The sequence below is a fragment of the Candidatus Moraniibacteriota bacterium genome, assembly GCA_016699425.1.
Lineage (GTDB): Bacteria > Patescibacteriota > Minisyncoccia > Moranbacterales > UBA1568 > SSEF01.
Window position 1 is genome coordinate 926,121 of record CP064975.1, and the last position, 21,354, is coordinate 947,474.

25 protein-coding genes and 1 tRNA gene are annotated in these 21,354 nt (G+C 56.6%); 2 read left to right on the forward strand and 24 right to left on the reverse strand.

Features of this window, described 5'->3' with window-relative positions:
• Positions 1-8 precede the first annotated feature (8 nt).
• The 23 genes from IPJ68_04860 to lepB all read right to left on the reverse strand — a co-directional run bounded on the left by IPJ68_04860 (position 9) and on the right by lepB (position 18,347).
• Positions 9-869, reverse strand: a complete 861-nt coding sequence (locus tag IPJ68_04860; protein QQR78379.1) for a class II fructose-bisphosphate aldolase — start codon at positions 867-869, stop codon at positions 9-11.
• Positions 866-1,657, reverse strand: coding sequence for a triose-phosphate isomerase (gene tpiA, locus IPJ68_04865; GenBank protein ID QQR78380.1), 792 nt, complete (start codon positions 1,655-1,657; stop codon positions 866-868). Before tpiA ends, IPJ68_04860 begins: the two co-directional genes overlap by 4 nt.
• A gap of 3 nt (positions 1,658-1,660) precedes the next feature.
• Entirely contained in the window at positions 1,661-2,698 is a 1,038-nt protein-coding gene (locus tag IPJ68_04870; protein ID QQR78381.1) for a DUF4921 family protein, read from the reverse strand.
• 58 nt (positions 2,699-2,756) lie between these two features.
• Positions 2,757-3,503: a glycosyltransferase family 2 protein gene (locus IPJ68_04875; GenBank protein ID QQR78382.1), complete on the reverse strand. Its 747-nt coding sequence runs from the start codon at positions 3,501-3,503 to the stop codon at positions 2,757-2,759.
• Between the two features lie 78 nt (positions 3,504-3,581).
• Positions 3,582-3,652, reverse strand: a tRNA-Pro gene (locus IPJ68_04880).
• A gap of 151 nt (positions 3,653-3,803) precedes the next feature.
• On the reverse strand, positions 3,804-4,040 hold the full coding sequence (locus IPJ68_04885; protein QQR78383.1) for a hypothetical protein: 237 nt from the start codon (positions 4,038-4,040) through the stop codon (positions 3,804-3,806).
• Positions 4,041-4,175: 135 nt separating this feature from the next.
• Positions 4,176-4,784: a nucleoside-diphosphate kinase gene (locus IPJ68_04890; protein QQR78384.1), complete on the reverse strand. Its 609-nt coding sequence runs from the start codon at positions 4,782-4,784 to the stop codon at positions 4,176-4,178.
• A 129-nt stretch (positions 4,785-4,913) separates the two neighbouring features.
• Entirely contained in the window at positions 4,914-5,762 is an 849-nt protein-coding gene (locus IPJ68_04895) for an MBL fold metallo-hydrolase (GenBank protein QQR78385.1), read from the reverse strand.
• Complete coding sequence (locus IPJ68_04900) at positions 5,740-7,203, reverse strand: ComEC/Rec2 family competence protein (protein QQR78386.1); 1,464 nt, start codon at positions 7,201-7,203, stop codon at positions 5,740-5,742. The genes IPJ68_04895 and IPJ68_04900 overlap by 23 nt, the downstream gene beginning before the upstream one ends.
• 48 nt (positions 7,204-7,251) lie before the next feature.
• A complete protein-coding gene (gene nrdR / locus IPJ68_04905) occupies positions 7,252-7,704 on the reverse strand; it encodes a transcriptional repressor NrdR (protein QQR78387.1) in 453 nt (150 codons plus the stop codon).
• Between the two features lie 144 nt (positions 7,705-7,848).
• Positions 7,849-8,823, reverse strand: a complete 975-nt coding sequence (locus IPJ68_04910; protein ID QQR78388.1) for a hypothetical protein — start codon at positions 8,821-8,823, stop codon at positions 7,849-7,851.
• A gap of 127 nt (positions 8,824-8,950) precedes the next feature.
• Positions 8,951-9,622, reverse strand: coding sequence for an NADAR family protein (locus IPJ68_04915; GenBank protein QQR78389.1), 672 nt, complete (start codon positions 9,620-9,622; stop codon positions 8,951-8,953).
• A gap of 221 nt (positions 9,623-9,843) precedes the next feature.
• Positions 9,844-10,047 (reverse strand): hypothetical protein, encoded by a 204-nt coding sequence (locus IPJ68_04920; protein QQR78390.1) that lies wholly within the window; start codon positions 10,045-10,047, stop codon positions 9,844-9,846.
• A gap of 9 nt (positions 10,048-10,056) precedes the next feature.
• The gene (locus tag IPJ68_04925) at positions 10,057-10,872 is read right to left on the reverse strand and encodes a hypothetical protein (protein ID QQR78391.1); all 816 of its coding nucleotides are present in this window, start codon (positions 10,870-10,872) and stop codon (positions 10,057-10,059) included.
• A gap of 214 nt (positions 10,873-11,086) precedes the next feature.
• A complete protein-coding gene (ftsZ, locus tag IPJ68_04930; GenBank protein QQR78392.1) occupies positions 11,087-12,343 on the reverse strand; it encodes a cell division protein FtsZ in 1,257 nt (418 codons plus the stop codon).
• Positions 12,344-12,581: 238 nt separating this feature from the next.
• Entirely contained in the window at positions 12,582-13,850 is a 1,269-nt protein-coding gene (ftsA, locus tag IPJ68_04935) for a cell division protein FtsA (protein ID QQR78393.1), read from the reverse strand.
• A 93-nt stretch (positions 13,851-13,943) separates the two neighbouring features.
• Positions 13,944-14,306, reverse strand: a complete 363-nt coding sequence (locus IPJ68_04940; GenBank protein ID QQR78394.1) for a diacylglycerol kinase family protein — start codon at positions 14,304-14,306, stop codon at positions 13,944-13,946.
• Entirely contained in the window at positions 14,303-14,782 is a 480-nt protein-coding gene (gene ybeY / locus IPJ68_04945) for an rRNA maturation RNase YbeY (protein QQR78395.1), read from the reverse strand. The genes IPJ68_04940 and ybeY overlap by 4 nt, the downstream gene beginning before the upstream one ends.
• 2 nt (positions 14,783-14,784) lie before the next feature.
• Positions 14,785-15,237: a GatB/YqeY domain-containing protein gene (locus tag IPJ68_04950; protein ID QQR78396.1), complete on the reverse strand. Its 453-nt coding sequence runs from the start codon at positions 15,235-15,237 to the stop codon at positions 14,785-14,787.
• A 133-nt stretch (positions 15,238-15,370) separates the two neighbouring features.
• Complete coding sequence (locus tag IPJ68_04955) at positions 15,371-15,622, reverse strand: hypothetical protein (protein ID QQR78397.1); 252 nt, start codon at positions 15,620-15,622, stop codon at positions 15,371-15,373.
• A 151-nt stretch (positions 15,623-15,773) separates the two neighbouring features.
• Positions 15,774-16,121, reverse strand: coding sequence for a histidine triad nucleotide-binding protein (locus tag IPJ68_04960; protein ID QQR78398.1), 348 nt, complete (start codon positions 16,119-16,121; stop codon positions 15,774-15,776).
• 6 nt (positions 16,122-16,127) lie between these two features.
• A complete protein-coding gene (locus IPJ68_04965) occupies positions 16,128-17,672 on the reverse strand; it encodes a histidine--tRNA ligase (GenBank protein QQR78399.1) in 1,545 nt (514 codons plus the stop codon).
• 42 nt (positions 17,673-17,714) lie between these two features.
• Positions 17,715-18,347, reverse strand: coding sequence for a signal peptidase I (gene lepB, locus IPJ68_04970; GenBank protein QQR78400.1), 633 nt, complete (start codon positions 18,345-18,347; stop codon positions 17,715-17,717).
• Between the two features lie 153 nt (positions 18,348-18,500).
• Between lepB and IPJ68_04975 the strand changes: the two genes are divergently transcribed.
• Both IPJ68_04975 and IPJ68_04980 read left to right on the forward strand, forming a co-directional pair.
• The gene (locus tag IPJ68_04975; GenBank protein ID QQR78401.1) at positions 18,501-20,045 is read left to right on the forward strand and encodes an LCP family protein; all 1,545 of its coding nucleotides are present in this window, start codon (positions 18,501-18,503) and stop codon (positions 20,043-20,045) included.
• The gene (locus tag IPJ68_04980; protein QQR78402.1) at positions 20,042-20,635 is read left to right on the forward strand and encodes an aminoacyl-tRNA hydrolase; all 594 of its coding nucleotides are present in this window, start codon (positions 20,042-20,044) and stop codon (positions 20,633-20,635) included. The genes IPJ68_04975 and IPJ68_04980 overlap by 4 nt, the downstream gene beginning before the upstream one ends.
• 281 nt (positions 20,636-20,916) lie before the next feature.
• On the opposite strand, the gene IPJ68_04985 is transcribed toward IPJ68_04980, so the two are convergent.
• Positions 20,917-21,330 carry a hypothetical protein gene (locus tag IPJ68_04985; protein QQR78403.1) on the reverse strand — a complete coding sequence of 138 codons (414 nt, stop codon included), beginning with the start codon at positions 21,328-21,330 and terminating at the stop codon, positions 20,917-20,919.
• Positions 21,331-21,354: the final 24 nt, after the last annotated feature.

Consider the following 21,354-nt stretch of genomic DNA (forward strand, 5'->3'; position numbering starts at 1 on the left):
GTTTATGTTTAGGCTTTGCCGGTTGAACCGAAAAGGTCCATCTTCCGCTTCACCGCTTCACGGAAACTCTCCCGCGCAGGCATGAGAATTTTCCGGATATCCACCGCTTCGTTTGTCGGCAAGGTCTCACGCAAGGTCGTGATGAACGCTGTCTTGGTCGCCGTCTCGACATTGAAACAGGCGACGCCGAGCCCGATCACGCGCGCGACTTTTTCTCCTTCCCAATCCGATGCCCCATGCAGGACGAGCGGGAGTTTGATGCGCTCACGGATCGCCGCCAACCGATCAAAATCCGGTTCTGATCGTTCAGGAAATGAACCATGCGCATTGCCGATGCCGACCGCCAGCGTATCCACCCCGGTCGTTCGAACATACGCATCGGCTTGGGCTGGATTCGTCATGTACTTGTCCCAGTCCATATGCTCCATATCCGTCACTTCCCCCTTGTACGGCACATTGCCGAGCTCGCCCTGGACGGTCGCGCCCTTGGTATGGGCTTCACGGACGATCGTCGCGGTCGCCTCCATATTTTCTTCATAGGGCAGGGTCGAGGCATCCATCATGACCGACTTGAAGCCGATCGCGAGCGCCTCACGGACCACTGCCAGGTTACGCCCATGATCGAGATGGATCGCTAGCGGGATATCGGGGAAATAAAAGTCGGCGATATTCTTCACGAGATGATACATCGCATGCCCTCCGCCATACTGAAATGTCTTCTCCGTCATTTGTACGATGACCGGTGAATGTTTTTCGGCGGCCGCTTCCAGGATGGCCCACGTCGTCTCGAGATTGACAGTATTGAACGCGCCGACGGCATACCCTTTTGTCTGCGCTTCCGTGAGGATTTTCTTGGCCGAAATAATCATAGTGTTTGCGATACGGGGTGACTGAAGGTATGTTCCGCCTCGAGTAGCATCTTCACGAGTTCGCGCGGATAGAGACTCTCTCCGCCGACGAGGACACCGGACATCTCTGCTTCCCAAGACACTGACGCGAGAGCCGTCGCTTTGACTGATCCGCCATAGATCACCGTCATCCGCTCGGCAAACGCCGGATCATAAAGCCCGGAGAACAGCTTACGGAGGTACACCTTCACCTGAAGGATATCCGCGGTCGTCGGCGTCACGCCCGTCCCGATCGCCCAGCGCGGCTCATAGGCGATGATCACCCGCTGTGCTAAAAGCGGTGAGAGATCGTCGAACACGGTCCGTACCGTTCGCTCAATGACCGTTGTCGTCTGCTCACGCTGACGTTCCTCTGCCGTCTCGCCGAGGCAGACGATGGGAATGATTCCTTCTTTCAAGGCCAGTCTGGTTTTCTTCGCGACGAGCGCATCCGTCTCACCGGCATACGCCCGGCGTTCGCTGTGACCGAGGATGACATGTCCGACACCGGCATCGCGCAGCATCGCAGGAGAGATCTCGCCCGTGAAGGCGCCTTTCAGTTCCCACCCCATTGTCTGTGCGGCCAATGTGAAACCCGCTGGCAAATGACTGAAAGCGTGGAGATGGATCGCGGGTGGCGCGATGATCCCCCGGCTATGGGCGAAGGTCTTGCCTACGGACTCCCGCCGCAGCTGGGACAAGTACTCATTCACCTCAGTATGGGTGAGGAGGTGCATCTTGAGATTGCCGATGACGAGAAACGGTGACATAGGCTACGCGCTCTCGAGTTTCTCCCGCAGGAAGGCGGCCGCCGTTTCCGGCTCGATCGAAGAGATCTCAATCCCCGTGGACAGCTCGAATCCTGCCCAGGTCGCTGTGTGCGGTGCGATCTCGATATGCCACTGAAAATGCGGGTATTCCTTGCCATCGCAAGGTGCGGTGTAGAGATAAAAGTTGTACGCCGGATCGCCGAGACCACGATACAGTACTTGGAGCGCCTTCTGAAGGGCCTCACCGCAGGCGAATTTCTCCTCATCGGTAATGCGCTCGAAGTACGGGTTCGGACGCTTTCCCACGACCCACAATTCAAACGCGACCCGTGAAGCATACGGCGCAAAAACAACGAAGTCATCGTTTTCGAAGACGAGCCGTTTCTTTTTCTCGCGCTCATACTCAACCATTGTCCCGTAGACCCGCTGCCGGTGGCTCTTGTAGAAACGCTCCGCCCCCGAGAGAATCGACTCGACATAGGGCGCGACTACCGGGATCGCCATCAGCTGCGAATGCGGATGCGGGACAGACGCCCCGGCCTCGTGGCCGTGATTATGGAAAATCTGAATATAATTCACGCTCGCCTTGTTCATGAGCGAGAGGTAGCGATCCTGATAGGCATCGAGGAGTTCGGCCACTTGCCAGGTCTCGAGTTCGGCGATCGAGCGCAAGGCATCGCGCGTCACGATCACCTCATGGTACCCGACCGCTGACATGCCGAAATATGGACCGTCCGCGAGCGACTTGGGTCGCCCGTTCGAGCGCGACACGGCCGGAAACTTATTCGGGAAGACACGCAAGCTCCAATCCCCGTCGGGACGCATATAGATGAGCATATCCTCCTCTTGGCCACTCGCTTTTGGGTCTTCGAAAATATCCGGACTCTCTATGCCCGTCACTCGGGGCGGCGTGACGAAATCATCCGGCCGCTTCCCTCGGGCGGTTGCGATGATGACCCAGTCCCCCGTCACGATATCCTGCCGGAGTTCTGATGTGGATCGCTGTTTTTTATCTTGTGACTTCTCTGCTTCGCCTGCCATGGCTTTTGTTCTTGTGTGTTTTTGGGTTCTCACCGATGCCTCTGTCGGACATTTGTCCTCACTGGATCTTATACTGACCAGTCAGGAGTCGCCACTTCGTCTTGAAGAGATCAATCAAGACCTGGATGAAACCATTCGGACCCGTGAGACTCACCGTTGAGCCCTCCTCATTCATCCAGCGAACGGGGATCTGTTTGATCTTGAAACCAAGCTTCTCCGCTAGAATAATCAGTTCGAAATCAAAACCGAAGCGGTCCACGACCATCCGACTCGCGACCGCGTCAGCCGCCTTGGCCGAGAGCGCCTTGAAGCCGCATTGCGTATCCGGGAAACTCCAGAGACCGAGCACAATACGGATGAGCCAGTTACCGCCTTCGCCCATAATTTCACGGTGACGGGGCTGATGGACTTGGATGAAGGAACCCTCGATCTTGCGCGAACCAATGACGACATCATAGCCTTCCTGAAAGAATGGAAGACAGGCATCGAGATGTGTGATAGCGGTCGAGCCGTCGGCATCGAGAAAGACCCGATACTCGCCCTTGCCCTCAAGCAGTGCCTGACGCACTACATAGCCCTTGCCATGATTCTCCGGATTATTGATGACGCGGAGGTTCGGAACCGTCAGCGCATAATTGCTCGCCACAGCGGCTGTGTTGTCGGGCGATCCATCGACGACGACGACGATTTCATACGTGAAGGACTTGCTCTTCAAATAACGGTCAATCTCGAGGAGGTTGTGCCCGATGCGCTCCCCTTCTTTGTATGCAGGAATCAGGACCGACAGATACGGGGTGGTCTCCATACGGACTAGCTCAATCAAATCTTATAGCTTTATTGTACCATAATCAGCTTCTGCAAGCATCGAAGATGCCGGAAATTGTCGGGCTGCCGGGAATCGAACCCGGCCTACGTGCACCCCATGCACGCGTACTGCCGATATACTACAGCCCGTATTTTTGTTCCTCTCGATTGCCTTCTGAAACACAGTGAGGATATCAAACCGAAGGAGAAATGAAAAGGAGCCCGGATCGCGGTACTCCTTCCTTCGCTGCAGCGCAGCTAGGTTCGCCACGGGTAGTGGCTGTGTCGCTCGTTCACGACTCTACACGTTCTTCTTCGAATCCGCACGATGCGCTTGCCAGCGCGTCGAGGGCTGAGTGCGGAGGTTGGGATTGGTCACCCCGGAGTCATCCACACACAGCCGTCTATTGATTATCTCGAGCGGCGACAACCACTCCCCATCCAGAGCAACGACCGGCAGATCCAGACCACTAAGGTCACCTTCTTGTGCGTTCATTTTGCACTCCTTCTCACAAAACAAGAACCACAGCAGGTGCATATCTTCCGACAGCACCCACCACCTACTCCTCGATCACCCACCGAGAAATATACGCTATCCTATACCTCCTGGATTTTTTTGCAAGGGGATGAAAAAAGGACCCTGTCAAGGGCCCTGATTTCCCGGCTTGGAGACTTACTCCAGAATGCCGTCGAGGTTCACATCGTAGAGGATTTGCTCTTGGACGAGACGGTAGTTGATGAGCTCTTCGGGCGTAAACCAGATGGCAATTTCACGCTCGGCTTCCTCAGGACTGTCAGAACAATGAATGAGGTTACGCACGGCCCGGTTGTCGATGGCCGATAGACTGTAGGTGTCGATGGTGAAATCCCCGCGGATCGTCCCGACATCGGATGTACTGGGTTCGGTACTCCCCACCAGCTTGGTCGTGATTGCGACTGAACCCAGCCCCTCCACTACGAGACCGAGTACTGGTCCGGATGTCATGTATTCGACGATGGTACGGATGATGTCTTTGCCGTATTCAAGCGGCTCCTGCTCAATCGGCAGATCATGAGCCTTGCGGTCATCGATGACGCGCTGCCCCTTCTTCAGATACCACTCCTCGTTCTTCTGATAGTGTTCCCAGCACTGTTCCTCTTTGGCGACCATGAATTTCACCGCCACGAGCTTCAACCCAGTCCGCTCGATCCGGCGGATGACCTCTCCGATGAGTGAGCGTTGGATGGCGTCTGGCTTCAGGATCACGAGAGTGCGTTCTTTCTTCGGATGTGCGACAGCCATAGACCTTCCTTTTAGAGAAAACGATTACGCTGGGACTGTAACACGAAAGGTTGTTTTCTGCAAGACGTGACACTCCTTCTCGGAAAACAACACCCAACAGACGGTGTAGATGCCTTACGAGACGCAGGTTTATCGTTCCCGCTGACAGGCATTTTCCCGACAGCGGTAGACGATATCGCCCTCCATGTCAGTCCGTGAGACATTGACCCCGTGTGTCTGGAGCCGCTCCAAGACGGCCGGATGAGGATGTCCGTACGTATTCTTCCCGACCGAAATGATCGCTGCCTCTGGCCGCACCAGATCTAGTAAGGCATCGCTGGTCGAATACCGCGAGCCGTGATGACCGGCTTTCAGCACATCGACCGGCGTGAGATCAGGGATAAACCGCTCCTCATCGGGGAGGTCGCCCGTGAAGAGGAAACTCGTCTCGCCGTACTCGAAGCGCGCCACCACACTCCCCTCATTCGTCTCAGGCACATCGGCTGGCTCTGGCGCATACGGATAAACGACGGACAATGCCCCGCCACCCGGCAATGTCACGCTCGTACCGCGCAGTGCCGGGACCCGGTCCGCCCCCTCCTGTTCCAAGTCGCGATAAAAGAGAAAAGCCGACCGCGTATCCGTCCGGGCCCCCGTATCGAGCACGGTCTTCACCCGGTAGCGTTCGAGGAGAGCGGACAACCCGCCGATATGGTCCGCATCGGGATGGGTCGGGATGAGGACTTCGATGGTCCGATCATAGAACGGCACATGACGGCCGAGCCGCGAGAGGAGGAGTCGCCCATCGCGTCCACCATCGATGACGATTTGATTCATCCCCTGGCTGATGAGGATGGCATCTCCTTGGCCGACCGAGAGGAAGACTACTTTCGTTTCAGCGGCATTGGTCTGGATGAAAAACAACCACAACCCGAAGGCGAGGGTAAATGTCGCCAGCGCGCCGATCAAAACTGATTTAGTGATCCATCCCCAATACATAGCGTTTCCGTATTCTTTCGAGCCCGTAGACGGCCAGTCCCAAACCGACATACCAGAGTACGGCAAAAGACGGTGTCATGTCGAGCCCTGACAGATTGGCCCAGGGGACAACCGCCAGCCCTTCGGCTAGCCGGATGATCAGAGCGAGTGGCAGCCAGACGAGCGGCATGAGGAGGAATCCCAAACTCGGTACCAGCGCGGCCAGTCCGATAGCGGCCATACCGACAAACATGGCGATCGGAACGAGTGGCAAGACGAGCGCATTCGCGAATGGCGCCACCAACGATACGGTCCCAAAGGCCGAGATGATGATCGGTAGCGTGAAGAGTTCTATCACGATCGTCGTGAGGAACAGCGCCGACAGCTTGCCGTACCAGCGTCGGAAGAATGCAAAAGTCTCGAAATGTCGGGCGAAGACGAGGAGGGCGAGCGTCGCGAGAAATGACAATTGAAATCCGACATCAAAGCGGATGAGGAGCGGATTGAAGCAGAGCATCACGACCCCCGCGAGCAAGAGTCCGTTCCACGAAGCAGCCGGCCGACCGACGAAATAGGCTCCGAACGCGAGCCACGCCATGAGAGCGGCCCGGAGCGATGCAGCCGATCCGTCGATGATGAGGAGAAAGAGTGCAAGCCCGATGACTGCCAAACCGACGGCCAGGCGCCGCCACAGTCCCAGTACGAGCGAGAGGATGACGAGTCCCTCCGCGACCACGCTCATGTTATACCCCGACACCGCGACGATATGTGACAGTCCGGCCCGAGCAAAGGCCGCTTTCGTCTCCGGGGCGAGCGTATCACTCCCACCGATGAGGAGCCCGGACAAGAGCCCCGCCTCCGGTTCCGGGATGAGCGCCTTGATCCGGGCCTGGAGTCCCGACTGAATGGAAGCCAGCCTCTGCCGAAGACTGACCCCTTCGCTCGGCGAAAGACGGCTCTGGCCGCCGTGTTCGCAGACATATCCCACGCCCCGCGTCGCGAGGAGTAACCGATAGTCGAACCCTGGCTCGAAGTTCTCGGGACGCGATACGGCGCACTGGAAATCCCATTGCTCACCCGGCATTCCGACAACATCAGTCGGGGAACGATAGAGGATGTCACCGCCCGACCATATGACGTCGATCGGCCGCAGCGTCATCGGTCGATAGAACACCTTCGCTTCGCCGCGCTCGATGATTTCTACCGGACCCATAAACGCTACCGTTTCCGGCAACACGTACCAACGAGTGAAGGCCTGAGTATACAAAAACATCCCCGCCCCGAATGCGAGCGCGCTGATAATTCCCAGCATGATTCGTTCGCGACTCGGAAAGAGACTCGCTATGATGATCGCCACTACCAGGCCGAGGAGCGCCAACACGCGCGCTTCAGTCCCCGCCCACGCGGACAAGAGCATCCCCGCCGAGAGTCCGATCGCTATCCCCGTCACCCACCTGGACATATCCGTATCCGCTCGCTCCGCTCTGGCGCGCTCCCGCGTAGTCATGAATTACTGATCGAATTTCTCGAGCACTCGGCGGAAGCCCCGCGCGCTGCCGAACGACTGGTAGACGCTCGCGAAGCGGATATACGCCACCTCATCGAGGTCTTTCAATTTATCCAAAATGATCGTGCCGATATCGCGGCTGGCGATTTGATTCTTCTTCGCCCGTTCAGCAATCGTGTATTCGATCGCCCCCAAGAGCTTCTCCAGTCGATCATCCCCCATCGGCCGCTTTTCGAAGGCCTTGCGCAGTCCCACTTCGATCTTCTTGCGCTCATAGGGTTGATGCGAGCCGTCTTTCTTCACCACCGACACCCGAAAGAGCTCGGCCTGTTCATGCGTCGAGAATCGCGCCTGGCACGACAGACACTCGCGGCGCCGGCGGATGACTCGGCCTTCAAGCGTCTCGCGTGAGTCCGTTACTTTGGATTCGGGGTGATTGCAAAAGGGGCAGCGCATAGGGACTCAGGGGTTAGCTTGTAGCTGGTAGGGGGGGGTTAGGGGGATGCGAATCAAAGATCGTCCTTCACTCTAGCAAATTGGCGTCAAAAGAAAAGGCCGCCCAGTGTTGCTAGGCGGCGGAGAGGGAACGAGGCCCTCACTTCAGCCGAGCCGAAAGGAACGCGGTGGCTTCGGCCGTGAGACGACCGTGATCCGGCGCGGACTTCCCTTCCCCTCAGGGTAGTAGTCTCGTGTGAGCACGGTCTGATCGCAGCGGAAGGCGAGCGGACATGGGGCACAGCTCCGCCGAAAGCGGTTAATGGTCGCAGGATCCTTCCAATCAGTCTCGGGCTCATTGTTAGCCCACCGGCAGCCCTCGCGCGAGAGGATAAAGAGTAGCTCCGAGAACTTGACCGGATCCACTCCGGGGAAACGATCGAGGTAGGCCCGACCGATAGCATCCCCCGCCGCCATGATCGATTTCGGATTGTACGAGCCATTCTCGAGCTTGAACATACCCGTCCCGATGAGGACTCGCGTATGATGAAAGTCCACCGGAAACGACATGCTGATCCGCCGGATGAAACCCGCCTGCATCAGGTTGATGGTGAGGAGGGCGCACATCTTCTCCTGAAACCCGTAGAACCCACGTTCTCTGAGCGGTAGGGTGTCGTCGCCCTTGTTCATCACGCGGTCCCTGACCTCAACTTCGGTCGTGAGGCCCTCGTAGACCGCGAGGATATCACCACCCCAGGCGATGAGGATCTCGGAATTGCGCCGCCAAGCTTCGCCATAATGCTGCTGGGGCGGGACCGTCCCGAATACTTGCTCCAGTCGCCGATCAATTTCCGCTGCTGAAAACTTGGCAGCTTCATACGGATCAAAGAGCTCGGGGTGTTTCGCACGAAGCTCGATGGCTCGTGCGGTCGCCATATGGCTCTGCACCTTGCCCCGAAGGAGGTGCGTGGTATAGAACCAGTCATTGGCGGTCCAGTCAGGGAGCGCCTGCACATCCACCATGTGATGCGGCACTCGAGCGAGATGTTCGGGTTGATAGGGAAATTCCTGCCGCCGATAGGCGTCGAGAAGCAAGGCGAAATTGCCATACACTCGCTTCCAATTGATAAGGTTCTCCATGACACTCCCCTTTCGGAAGTAGTTTGGTTGCCTCCGATTATACAGGAAAGTACCAGTAGGTCAACGCGAAAAAGAAAAGGCCGCCCAGTGTTGCTAGGCGGCGTGGATGACAGACCGAGAGGCCTGCTCATGCAGGAAAGACTTCGTCTCGAATTTCCTCCCAGATCTTGCCAAGCCAATTCTGGCCGGACCAGTTCGGACCACGACCCCAGTAGTCATCCCTATGCGTGTCCTCGACCAACGTCATTCCATGACTCCTGGAAAGTATCTTCCGCACGTACTCGTGCTGGGCAAGCTTGGCTTGGAGGATTTCTTTCATCACGGGGCGCTTGACTTCATCCCAATCAAGACGGATATCGTCTTGATACATGGACTCATCCCCGATCTTCTTTGCCTCGTGAGCCGAACGCGCTTGGAAGATACGTTCGATAATGTCCGGTCGATCGTACTTAGCCGCCTGGTAGGCGTGTTCGACGGTCGACCAAACTCGGTCGCGCCATTCCACAGCGTAGGCCGAGAAATTTTGGAGGCAATCCCACTCGTCGGCATAAAAGAGTGCGCAGTCCCTCCCGAGGAAGTTTTGAACCGCCGGTACCTCCTTCATCAGAAGTTCCATGACCTGTTCGTCGATGATGGGGTCGGCCGGCCAGGTATCCTTGGATCCGCGTTCGAGACGGAGATGGGCGATGAGGATGGCTAGCGCAGTTGGCATACCGACCAGTTTAGCTGCGTTACCCAGCCCCCAGTAACCATCCGATTCGATCTTCTGAGCGGCAACCTGAAGCAATAGAACGTCCATGAGAAAGTCTCCTGGGTTGATTGGAAAAGGAGGCAACGTATGTCTCCGCACAAAAACCATGTCCGAAATCGGACTGCTCAAGATATCACGCCTCCACTCCTCTGTCTACCCACACTCCCACTTTGTTGCAGCGCACACAGTCGTCATCCCGTCTCTCTAAAGACAAATGAAAACCGATCCCACATTTTGTGAGACCGGCTGCAGGACGATACCTGCGAATGTCAACGCGCCGCTTCCGATTGCGGTGGTTCGACGGGTTGTTCTCTCCACGCCACCCAGTGAGGATTCTTGGCAACCGTTTCCTCTAAATCTCTGGCAGAGAACGCATTCAGGAGGATGTTCGCCAACTGCTTCAAACAGCTCTGCTCCGTTCCGTAGTCGATACCACATTCCGCTTTTTGGAACGTATTGTGCTTATTGGCCATCCGGAGCTCTTATCGGATATACGGGCTATCGCTTGAATTGCTGCAGAACGCCAGTACGAACTCTTCGCGAGTGACAGATCCCTTGCGCCAGTTCTGATCCCGCTCTTCACCCCCGAAGAGAATACTCATACTAACGGGGATGCCGTGATACTGACCGACTGCTATACCATGGTCATTCTGGCCGATATAGAGCATAAGAAGCTCGCTCGTCACTGCCTCGATATCCATCCGCCACTCCACATCCGGCACATAACGTCTCGCGGAAGCGAGCTCGGCTGCGACATCTATCTTCTTATTCCCATACGTCTGCCAACGCGGCATAGTGACAGTCCAACTTTGGACAAAGGGGTCAAAAGAATCGTAACCGCCTTCATCTCGTGGGTATGTCGCCATCCCCTCAAAAATTTCGGTTGCGTTCCGATGGATCGCACCTTTGGCATCTTGCGGTTTGATGCCGATACCGTCACCGAAACGCTTCAGGTGCAAGACGACGCCCGTCAAGCCGATGAAGATCTCCGTGGCATTGCCATGCTGCAGCTCATTGGCGATAGCCTTGATGCTGTCAGTCCCGAAAATATCCTTGCCGTTACAGCCGGCCTGGATACCTTCGATGAGGGATTTAATCACCGCCTCGGTGTCTCCATCCTTCTTCGCGACGTTTTGTCGGATGTGCCGGCCGAGGTACTCGCTGATGATGTGTCGCACACGTTCTTCCCCGAACAGCTCTGGGGAACGATATGAAGCGAAGACATAGTCGAGCAGAAACGGGTACTCGTGGCGTCGCTTTTCCAAGATTGGTTCGTGATACTTATTAAGCGTAGTCATGTTAAAGATCTCCGGAGAGAGTGATGAGTGCGGTTGCCCGCAGACCGCCCGGTTGCCCGGCCGGATACGATAGGAGGATCCCGTCGTACCATGAGTACCGTAAAAGTCCTTACGCTACCGAGGTCGACATGATACGCAGTTCACGGTATTGAACACCAGGCCAGCCATATAGTCAACAACGAACAAAAGCGCCCCTCTCGGAGCGTTTTGACTATTATTTCTTCATCTTGCGGCGGATGAAGGCCGGGATTTCGAGGTCTTCCTCCTCGACGATATCCCTGGATTCTTGCCGGAGGCCGAAGCTCTTGGGCTGGATCTTTTCTTCGATGATGAGCGGGGTCGGCTCGATAGCGCGGGACGTGAATGTGCGGAGCTCTTCCGGTTCATCGGTCGATTCCGTCACCGGTTCCTCGCGGCGATAGCTCTGCGCGTGACTCTCTTTTTGGGTGAGCTGACCGATGGTCGGATTCGGCTTGGCGCGCTGCACGAGACCGATCGGCATCTCTTGGATCTTGCCGGAATCGAAGCCCGTCGCCACGACCGTGATCTGGATGTCGCCCTTGCGGATCTGATCATCCACCACTGCTCCAAAGATCACTTTCGCGTTGGGGTCGATATTTTCCGTGATGATATTGGCGGCTTCGTTGATCTCGAGCATCCCGATATCCGTCGAGCCCGAGATATTGAAGAGCACGCCCTTGGCCCCATCGATAGAGAGCTCGAGGAGTGGGCTATTGATGGCGGCCTTGGCGGCCTCGACGGCGCGGTTCTCGCCACTGGCGATACCGATACCCATGAGGGCCGAGCCCGAGTCCTGCATGATGGCACGGACATCGGCAAAGTCGACGTTCACGATGCCCGGGCGGGTGATGAGGTCCGAGATCCCCTGCACACCCTGGCGGAGCACATCATCCACGATACGGAAGGCGCTGATGAGCGAGGTCTTACGGTCGATGATCGAGAGGAGTTTGTCGTTCGGGATGGTGATGAGTGTATCGACGCGATCCTTCAGGTTGTTCAGCGCTTCTTCGGCGATGGCGCGACGCTGTGACCCTTCGAAGGCGAATGGGCGCGTGACGACTCCGACGGTGAGGGCGCCGAGTTCCTTGGCCGTCTCCGCAACGATCGGCGCAGCACCAGAACCAGTTCCCCCACCGAGACCACAGGCGACGAACACCATGTCGGCACCCTTCAAGACTTCCTGAATTTCGTCACGGTTCTCTTCGGCGGCTTGACGACCGATCTCGGGATTCATCCCGGCACCGAGACCCTTGGTCAGGTTCTTGCCGATATGGACTTTCTCCTGCGCTTTGGAATGATGGAGTGCTTGCGCATCGGTATTGATAGCGACGAATTCGACGCCCTTGATCTTGGCATCGATCATGCGTGAAATTGCATTGTTACCCGAGCCACCCACGCCGACAACTTTGATCTTGGCGAATGTCTCGATGTCGGGTTTGATCTCGGCCATACGGGCTCTACTATCTAGCAATCGTCGAATTATGAGCATCCAGCACCCCACTCGGGCGAATGAGCGCACCCCGGGCAGTTCGGCTTGATGCACCACTCTATCACGCGATCCGACAGAGTGTCAACCCCGCGAGAAACGTGGTTTTTCCTTTTAAGCAAGGCATTTTTCAAACCCGCTCCCGTCCCGCTCAATCACTCGTTTTGTATTCGTAAAACTTCTCGGAAAGCCGAGTCTCGGGTTACGGGAGAAAGCGGCGGAAAATTCCTTTGGCTTTGCCGGCGAGATCACCCCAGTCACCCGGCAAGCGCTGCATGAGCTGCGAAGCACCTCCCAATGAAAACCGCTCATGCACATTCCCTTCCTCGAGCGAGAGGAGGAGTAGTCCGACGACCGTGGCCGAAGCCGGGCCGTCCACATGATCGAGGATGCCACCCAAGGGCTTCGGATAACCGATCTGGGCCGGGAGCCGAAGGTGCCGCTTCGCGAGCTCCACCGCACCCGGGACGAGGATACCCCCGCCCGTGAGCATGACCCCCGCCGGTAAGAGCGCCTCACGCTGGATGCTCTTGAGTTCGAGATTCACGTAATGGAAAATTTCTTCGAGCCGCGCTTCGATGATCTCGGCGACATGGTACCGCGACACCTCATCCATTTCCTGCGAGTCAAATTCGGAGAGATCGATCGCCTCTTTTTTCCCCACCTCGGCAGGGATCGCGTGGCCGTACTGCAGTTTCACCGCTTCAGCGACATCAATCGAGATCCGGAGACCAATCGCGATATCATTGGTGATATGGCTCCCACCAACCGGCAGGACAGCGAGATGCAGGAGATCTCCGTCTTCGAAGACGGCGAGCGACGTCGTGTTGGCACCGATATTCACCATGACCACCCCGAGTTCTTTCTGCTTGGCCGAGAGGATGGCTTCGGCGGAAGCGAGCGGTTCGGCGATGAAGTGATGCGCGGAAATGCCGGCGAGCTCCAGACTGCGGACCAGATTCTTCAGATGATTGCTGCCCGTCCCGATGACGAGTGACGAGAGTTCGAGGCGGACACCTCGGAGGCCCACCGGATCCTTTATCCCACCCTGATCATCGAGGCGATAGTGCTGCGGGACGACATGGAGGATTTCTTTGTTGGGGCCCAGCACGGTACGCGCCTGTGTCTCCTCGACGATGCGGCCGAGATCGTCTTCCGTCACTTCGCCATCCGCTTTACCGACGGCGATGACGCCGATCGCTGACTGGGCAAAGAGGTCTGCTCCCGAAACCGAACAGGCGACGCTGTCGACCGCGGCCCCGGCCATCCGTTCGGCGGCTTCCAGCGCGGCATTGATCGATTTGGCGACTTCTTCAGGCTGGACGACGATGCCCCGCCGGATACCCACCGAAGGGACTGCCCCAACGCCGACGACCTTTACGGGACCGTCATCGCGCGGTAATTCGGCGATAACCGCCCGGACAGTCGCCGAGCCGATGTCGAGGCCGATAGTATAATGTGTTTTCGCCATAAGTATCAAACCGTACCAAAAGAAGAGAGCCACCAGTGCCACTCATGCGCCTCATTATACAGGAAGAAAAACATCCCTGCCACCGACCTTTGGCTAGACGATATGCGGCAGGAAGATGAGCGCTCCGATGATGGCCGCTCCGATCGCGCTGATGAGCACTGATCCGGCGACGAGGTCCTTGATCACCCGAACATACGGGTGAATACGTGGCTTCGTCATATCCAGCATCCGTTCGAACGACGTATTCACGAGCTCGAGCGCGAGAACCAGCACGATAACAAGCGTCAGGATCGCCCGTTCGTCAGAGGAAAGTGGGAAATACCAGGCAAAAAAAGCCACCCCGATAGCGATCGCGAGCTCGATATGAAAATTCCGCTCTTCCCGGATTGCATACGCAATGCCTGCGAGAGCGTGCCGGAAACTGCGAACGAATTTTTGTATACTTACCGGACTCATTGCATCGGCTCTGGAATAATAGGCGCGAGTACATCCGTCACCGCGTCCTGGATATCAAACATCCGCTCCTCATGATCGAATCCGACCAGATGAAGCACGCCGTGGGAAAGCACGTATGTATACTCACGCTTCCATGATACACCATCCTCCTTGGCCGAACGAGCGATGAACTCGGGCGAGAGGATGATTTGACCGAGGTCGATCGCTCCTTTCTTTGGTAGAGCGAGCAATGCGGTCAGTCCTTCGAAATGGCCGAAGGAAAGGATGTCCGTCGGTTGCGTTTTCTTCCGGTAGTCACGGTTGAGCTTGGCGATCTCTGTATCCGTGACACAGGCGACATCTATGATAGCTGTCCGGTCCGGTGTAAATACCTGAGGGAAGGATCGGGTCAGGGTCTCACGGATCACCTTGCGGAGAAAAAATGCCGTCAGCCCATGGAGCGCCTCCTCTCCCCGAAGCGTCAGCTGGATCCGCATACCTAGTGGAGTTTGGCCGAGACGAGCTCTCGGACGATTTCACCATCGGCTTGGCCGGCCACTTCTTTCATCACGGCTCCCATGACACGGCCTATGTCTTTCGCTGTGACACCCGGCATGCCAGCGAGCACACGATCGACGATCTCGGCCACCGCCTCACGCGACAGCTGCGCCGGCAGATAACCCTGGATGAGCGCCAATTCGGCTGATTCTTTCGCCACGAGGTCTTCGCGCTGCGCGGCCTGGTACTGCTCGATACTGTCTTTCCGTTGCTTCACCAGCCGCTTCACGACGTCTTGGACTTGAGCATCCGTAAGCTCCGTGACTGGGGTACGGGCTTCGATCGCCACATTTTTCACGGCACTCTGAAGGAAACGCAACGTATCGCGTTTCACCGTATCCCCGGCCTTCATCGCCAGCTTCAGTTCGTCGCCGATCTGTGTAATGAGAGACATAGAGTTTTGACAGGGCCTTTGAAGATTTCGATGGGACGCGCGAAGCTTTTGAGCAGTAAGCGAGGCGTATCAGGGGCATACGCCAAGCGAACGGCGCAGAAAGCGACAAAGCGGACCGCCGAATCCAAAAGACTTAGCGAATCTTCTTCTTGATGTCACGCAGCGCATCATCATCGAACTTCCCAAGCTTTTTCAAGCGACCGATCTCTTTCCTGATCTTCACTTTGTAGAGCGCCTCGTCGCGGCGCTTGGGACGACTCTGTTCCTCTTGGCGGAAACGGAGTTTACGGACACGTTTCAACACGCCCGACTGCTGGACGCGGCGTGAAAAACGCCGGATGAGACTTTCCGCGGTTTCCTTCTCTTTTCGTTTGATGTGAATCATAGTGACCTCCTTTCTCTGTTACGCGTTTACTCTTCGAGAGAGCTCGCGTGCTCGGGTTCGTTCCACAGAACGGACACAGACACGGGATACCTCTTTTATCTCACGGGGTTTACCCTGTGTAATTCCGCCGAGCGGACCGGCCAGAGCCGGATTACACAGGGCGAATATTCTCCGTCAGTCGCGCGCCACCAATGAGATGGAGATGGAGATGCGGCACCTCCTGTCCCCCATGTTCCCCCACGCGAAAGAGCAGCTTATACCCACTTTCTGCAATCTGCAAGTCTCGGGCGACATCGCGCGCCACCCGAAACATCCGGCCCACCATCGGCACATCTTCATCGGCCAGGGTAGCGATCGAGACAATTACTTTCTTCGGGACGATGAGCACATGCACAGGGGCGATCGGGGCGACATCGTAGAAAGCCATGATCTCATCATCCTCGTAGAGAAACTCTTTGGGGATTTCCCGGTCGCGAATTTTCTCAAAGACCGTCTTCATGATGGGTTATTCCTTGGCTTTATTGCGCTTCTCTTTTTCGAGACGTTCCTTTTCCTCTTCCTCTTCGTCGTCCTCATCCGGCTTCGGGAGGGCGATGCCGTTGGGTCCCATGAGTGCCGTGTTAGTTCTCAGGATCTTCTTGGCGGCTTCGACGAGCTTGTCTTGTATGACCGTCTCCTGCGTCCCGGAGACCATGTCCTTCACGATCGCCGTGCCGTCGAGCGCCTCTTTCTGTCCGATGATGATAGTGACTTCGACGCCGATGCGGTGCGCGACACGGAGCTGCGACTTCAGAGTCCCACGACCGAACGATTCTGCGATGAGAATACCATTTTTTTCAAGGTCGGCGAAGAGTCGGAGTGATTTCTTCTTGGCCATATCACCAAGCTGAGCGAGAAAAACTCGAGGTTTCGGCTCCACATACGGCTTCACCTGGGTACGCTTCATCTCCAGGATGATGCGATCGAGCCCGAGACCGAAGCCGATGGCGGGCGTCGCTTCGCCGCCGAGCGCCTGGACGAGACGGTCATAGCGGCCGCCGCCGCCGAGCGAGTAGGTCCGCCCCTCTTTGTCGGTTGAGCGGATCTCGAAGACAGTGCGCGTATAGTAATCGAGACCACGGACAAGACGGGTGTTGATGACATACGGAAGCTCAAGCTCGTCGAGGTATTCGAGAAGCCGCTTGAAGTGGTCGCGGGATTCCTGATCGAGATAGTCGAGCGACTGCGGCGCATGGGTCGTGATCTGGATACACTTCTCCTCCTTGCAGTCGAGGATGCGCATTGGATTGGTGGCGAGACGCTCTTTGCAGTTCTGGCAGAGCCGGTGCTTCTGGCTCTCCAGGTATCGGACAAGTACTTTCTCATAGTCGCGGCGTGATTCCGGCGTCCCAATGGAATTCACCTGAAACTCGATATTCTTCAGCCCGAGATCGCGGACCACACGGAACGCGAGCTGGATCACCTGGGCATCGAGGATCGGATCCTCTTCGCCAAAGACATCAAAGTTCGCCTGGGTGTGCTCACGGTAACGCCCCTCCTGTGGACGATCGTAGCGGAAGAGCGACCCCATAGAGAACAGCTTGATCGGCTTCGGCAAGACGCTCATCCCGTGCTCGATATAGGCACGGCATAATCCTGCCGTCATTTCTGGCCGGAGGGCGACCCGGTCGCCGCCACGCGTATTGAAGACATACATCTCCTTGTCGATGATATCCGTCCCTTCGCCGAGCGTCCGGAGATAGAGATGAGCAAACTCGACCATGGGGAGATCGATACGGCGATACCCGTATTCGAGCTGAGCATGTCCGAGGATACGGCGCACCCGCTCCCAATACGGCTGTTCGTCCGGCAGGATATCCCGCATCCCGCGAAGTGCCTGGAGGAGGATTTCTTCCTGTGGCACCACCGACGTCGGAGCGACCTTTTTGGCTGATTCAGATACCGCCGGCGGCACCGCTTTCCGGGCGGGCGCGACACTCCGAACCGAGGCTTTCGTTTTCTTCGTAGCCGAGGTCTTCTTCGTTTCCTTTGTCTTCATTGTCTTGGCCATACGCGTGGGATTAAAATAGGACTATTGAAACACCTGCGGGCATCAATATAGCGTCAGTTCGGAAACTGGCCAGGCTCTGAGGAGCACCCGCCCGATAACCGCTGTTTTCTTGATCGGACCGAAGACGCGCGAATCATAGCTGAAGGCTCGATTGTCACCCATGACAAAGTATTCATTGTCGGCGACCTTGGTGGCACCTAAGTCTGAAGTTTTCACGGCAGCATCGAGATAGGCGGATTCATCGAGTGCGTAGCCGTCCGGATGTACATGGTTGTAAATATATACTCTGCCATTCTTGATTTCGACGGTTTCTCCTGGCAGGCCGATGACTCGCTTGATAAAGAACTGGGATGGATCACGCGGGAAACGGAAGACGATCGGTTCCTGACGGCTGAGATCGCGGAACGGATTGGTCTCGATATTTACCAGCGGGATTTTCGTGTGCTTCAGTCCAAACTCACTAATGACGAGATACTCCCCATCATCGAAATTCGGCTCCATCGACGACCCCTGAACGAAAAACGGTTGGAACAAAAAGGCTCGAATCGGTATAATGACGACCGCGGCCAAGACGAGGATCTTCACCATTTCGAGTAACAACGCGCTCGTTGAGAGGTACTCTTCATCTGGTTCGACCGGAGTCGACGCCGTAGAGACAGATATTTTTTCCGACATAGGTAGTCCGAAGAATCAAAGGGCCAAGGGAGGATAAAGATGCTATCGTTGAAGTGGCCGAACAAGCAACAAGCTAATACCGACAATAAAACAACCCGATTGTACCACCAATTCAACCCGAAATCAAGAGCGAAATAAGGCTTACTCAAAGCAATGCACCCGAATCAGACCGAGAAAAATCTGGCCACATCCCGACCCAAGGGCTTCTCGCTCGGGCAAGCCCCCGTCGAAGCCCCGGAACGGCTGGAGCACCGTTCCCATCGGCACGCTCTTCCGATCATCGCTCTCGGAATCGTGCTCGTCGTCGCTGGTATCTCGATCGTCATCGGCACTCGCTTCACACAGTCCCTCCATTTCGAAAATCATGAACTCTCCTTCTTCCAGGGGATGCGCATCATCGGTGACTCATTCCTCGGCACGGGCCAAGCGCTCTCCGGCGAATCAGAGGGTCGGATAAACATCCTCCTCCTCGGGCGCGCTGGCGAACAATACCCCGGCCGCAACCTGACCGATACTGTTATGCTCCTCTCGCTCGATATGGAGAAGAAGCGTGCCGGACTCCTCTCACTCCCCCGCGACCTCTTCGCTCCGATTCCCGGCACCGGACTTTCGACCAAACTGAATTCGCTCTATCAGATCGGGATCAATGATGGTGTCGGCACCGAGATCCTGCGCAAGAGCGTCGCCGAAATAACCGGCCTCCCGATCCACTACTCTGTGATGATCGATTTCGATGGTTTCGAACGCATGATTGACGCCCTGGGCGGCATCCGAGTCGACGTCCAGCGCGATATTCATGATGAACGCTATCCGGGCAAGAATTACAGTTATGAAACCTTTGAGCTCCGGAAAGGCTGGCAGAAACTCGATGGTAAAACGGCCTTGAAGTATGTGCGAGAACGCCACGATGACCCCGAAGGTGACTTCGGCCGAGCCAAACGACAGCAAGCGACGATGCAGGCGGTCCGAGAAAAAGCCTGGTCCATTCCCACTTTTCTCAACCCCTTCGCGCTTTCCGGTTTTCTCGAAAGCCTCGGGGACAGCATCACCACCGACATCCCGCCCGAAGCGATCGGCCGTTTCATCGAGCTCGCCCGCCTCTTTGATACGAAAAATATCTCGACCGTCGTCGTCGATGCATGGAAGAAAGAAAGCCTCTTGCGGGTCAGCCATATCGAATCAGGTGGTCTCCGCGCCTTTATCCTCGTCCCCCGAAGCGGCACATGGGACGAAATCCACGATGTCGCCGCGCACCTCTTCGAAGAACGGAAACGGGAGCAGCGTCGGACTGAGATGGAACACGAATCCGCCCGGATCGTCATCCTTACCTCCCCGCGGTACCGCGCTGGGGCCGAAGCACTCGCTGCTGACATCCGCGAGACCTTCCCGGCCGAATCAGTAAAACTCCAAAGCGACAGCTGTTTGGATGCGAACCAGGGAACCGCTATGATACAAGATACGAGCGGTCTCCGGACGCCATACACGCTCGACAGTCTCGTCGCCCGCTACGGACTCACACCAGGGACGCTGCCGCCTGATACTCGGGTACTCTCAGACGAAGCAGACCTCGTCGTGCTCTACCTCAGAACTGATACACTCACTCTCCCCACGCTTGACCGCGCCGACTCCTCCCTCGGCGATACGGATTTCCAAGAACCGCTCACCCCTCAGAAAACACCCTCACTTCCCAGTCTATGACCACCCTCCTCGTCGGCCTCGGCAATCCCGGACCAGAATACGTACGGACTCGCCACAATCTCGGTTTTCTCGCACTCGACTGGCTCCGGGAACGGTTCGACGCGCCTGCGTTCCAGCCGGAAGCAAAATTTTTCGCCGACCTCTCGTCCGTGATGCAAGAGGGAAACAAGTTTATCCTCGCCAAGCCGACGACCTTCATGAATGAATCCGGCCGGTCTGTCCGCGCTATCCTCGACTACTACAAACTCGGAATCGATACACTCATCGTCATTCACGACGATCTCGACATCGCACCCAGCACGCTCCGTACCACCGACTCATCGCGCGCTGCCGGACACAATGGCGTGCAGGATATCATCGACACGCTCGGGACTCAGGATTTCTTCCGTATCCGCCTCGGCATCGGCCGGCCCGCAGAAGTGGAAGGTGTCTGCCCGCCCGAAACGCTCCGAGAGCCAGGCGTATCGGTGCGGGCGGGCATCCCGAGCCACGACTATGTGCTCGGACATCTTTCGGACGAAGAATACACGAAACTCGAGGCGCTGTTCACCGAGATGGAGAAAGTACTCCGATCCCGCCTCGCGACTTGATTCGATAGAAATAAGAGTGGACAAAAAAAGCCGGCCGATGGCCGGTTTAATAGTGTCTTTGAAGAACAGGATTCCGCCGACAGCCGAAGAAAAGTCTGTTTGCACAGGCCTGACTTCGCAAGGGACGGGTGATAGGAGGGTATCACCCGAACGCTCTCGGCGGAAGCCTATACTCCAAGCCACTTCTCATAGAGACCGTTTTATTTTCCCCCCACCCTAGCGCGAGTGGGCCGTCCTGTCAATCCAAGCAAAGAAGAAGGCCGACAGTGGGGAGCTGTCGGCTAATGCGCGTGGCGCAAATTTTTCAGACTGTCCGTTGCTGTACTGCCTCGTGGAATACTACTTTGTAGACCGCGAGTGCCGCGATAATGGCAAGGATGAAGAGACTGAGGCCGATCGGCACTGCGACGAACGCGGTGACAACGATGATGACCAGTGGTAAAAAAAATGAAGGTCAGTACCTGGTGTAGTATGGACTTCGTCTCCTCGCTGACCCACAGGATCCCCCAGATGATGCCGAGATAGGCGGCTGTCCCCATGAACAAAGCCTGGAGTTCCGCCCACTGGCTCACTTCCCCGGCCGCCATGTTGTGGTCATAGACCACGTAGCCAACCATGACCGAAACCATCACGATGCAGATGCCCGTTGACAGCGCGACTACCCCCTTGACAAGGGTCCTACCGATTATTCCCATGACTTTCCTCCTCTGAGTAAAATG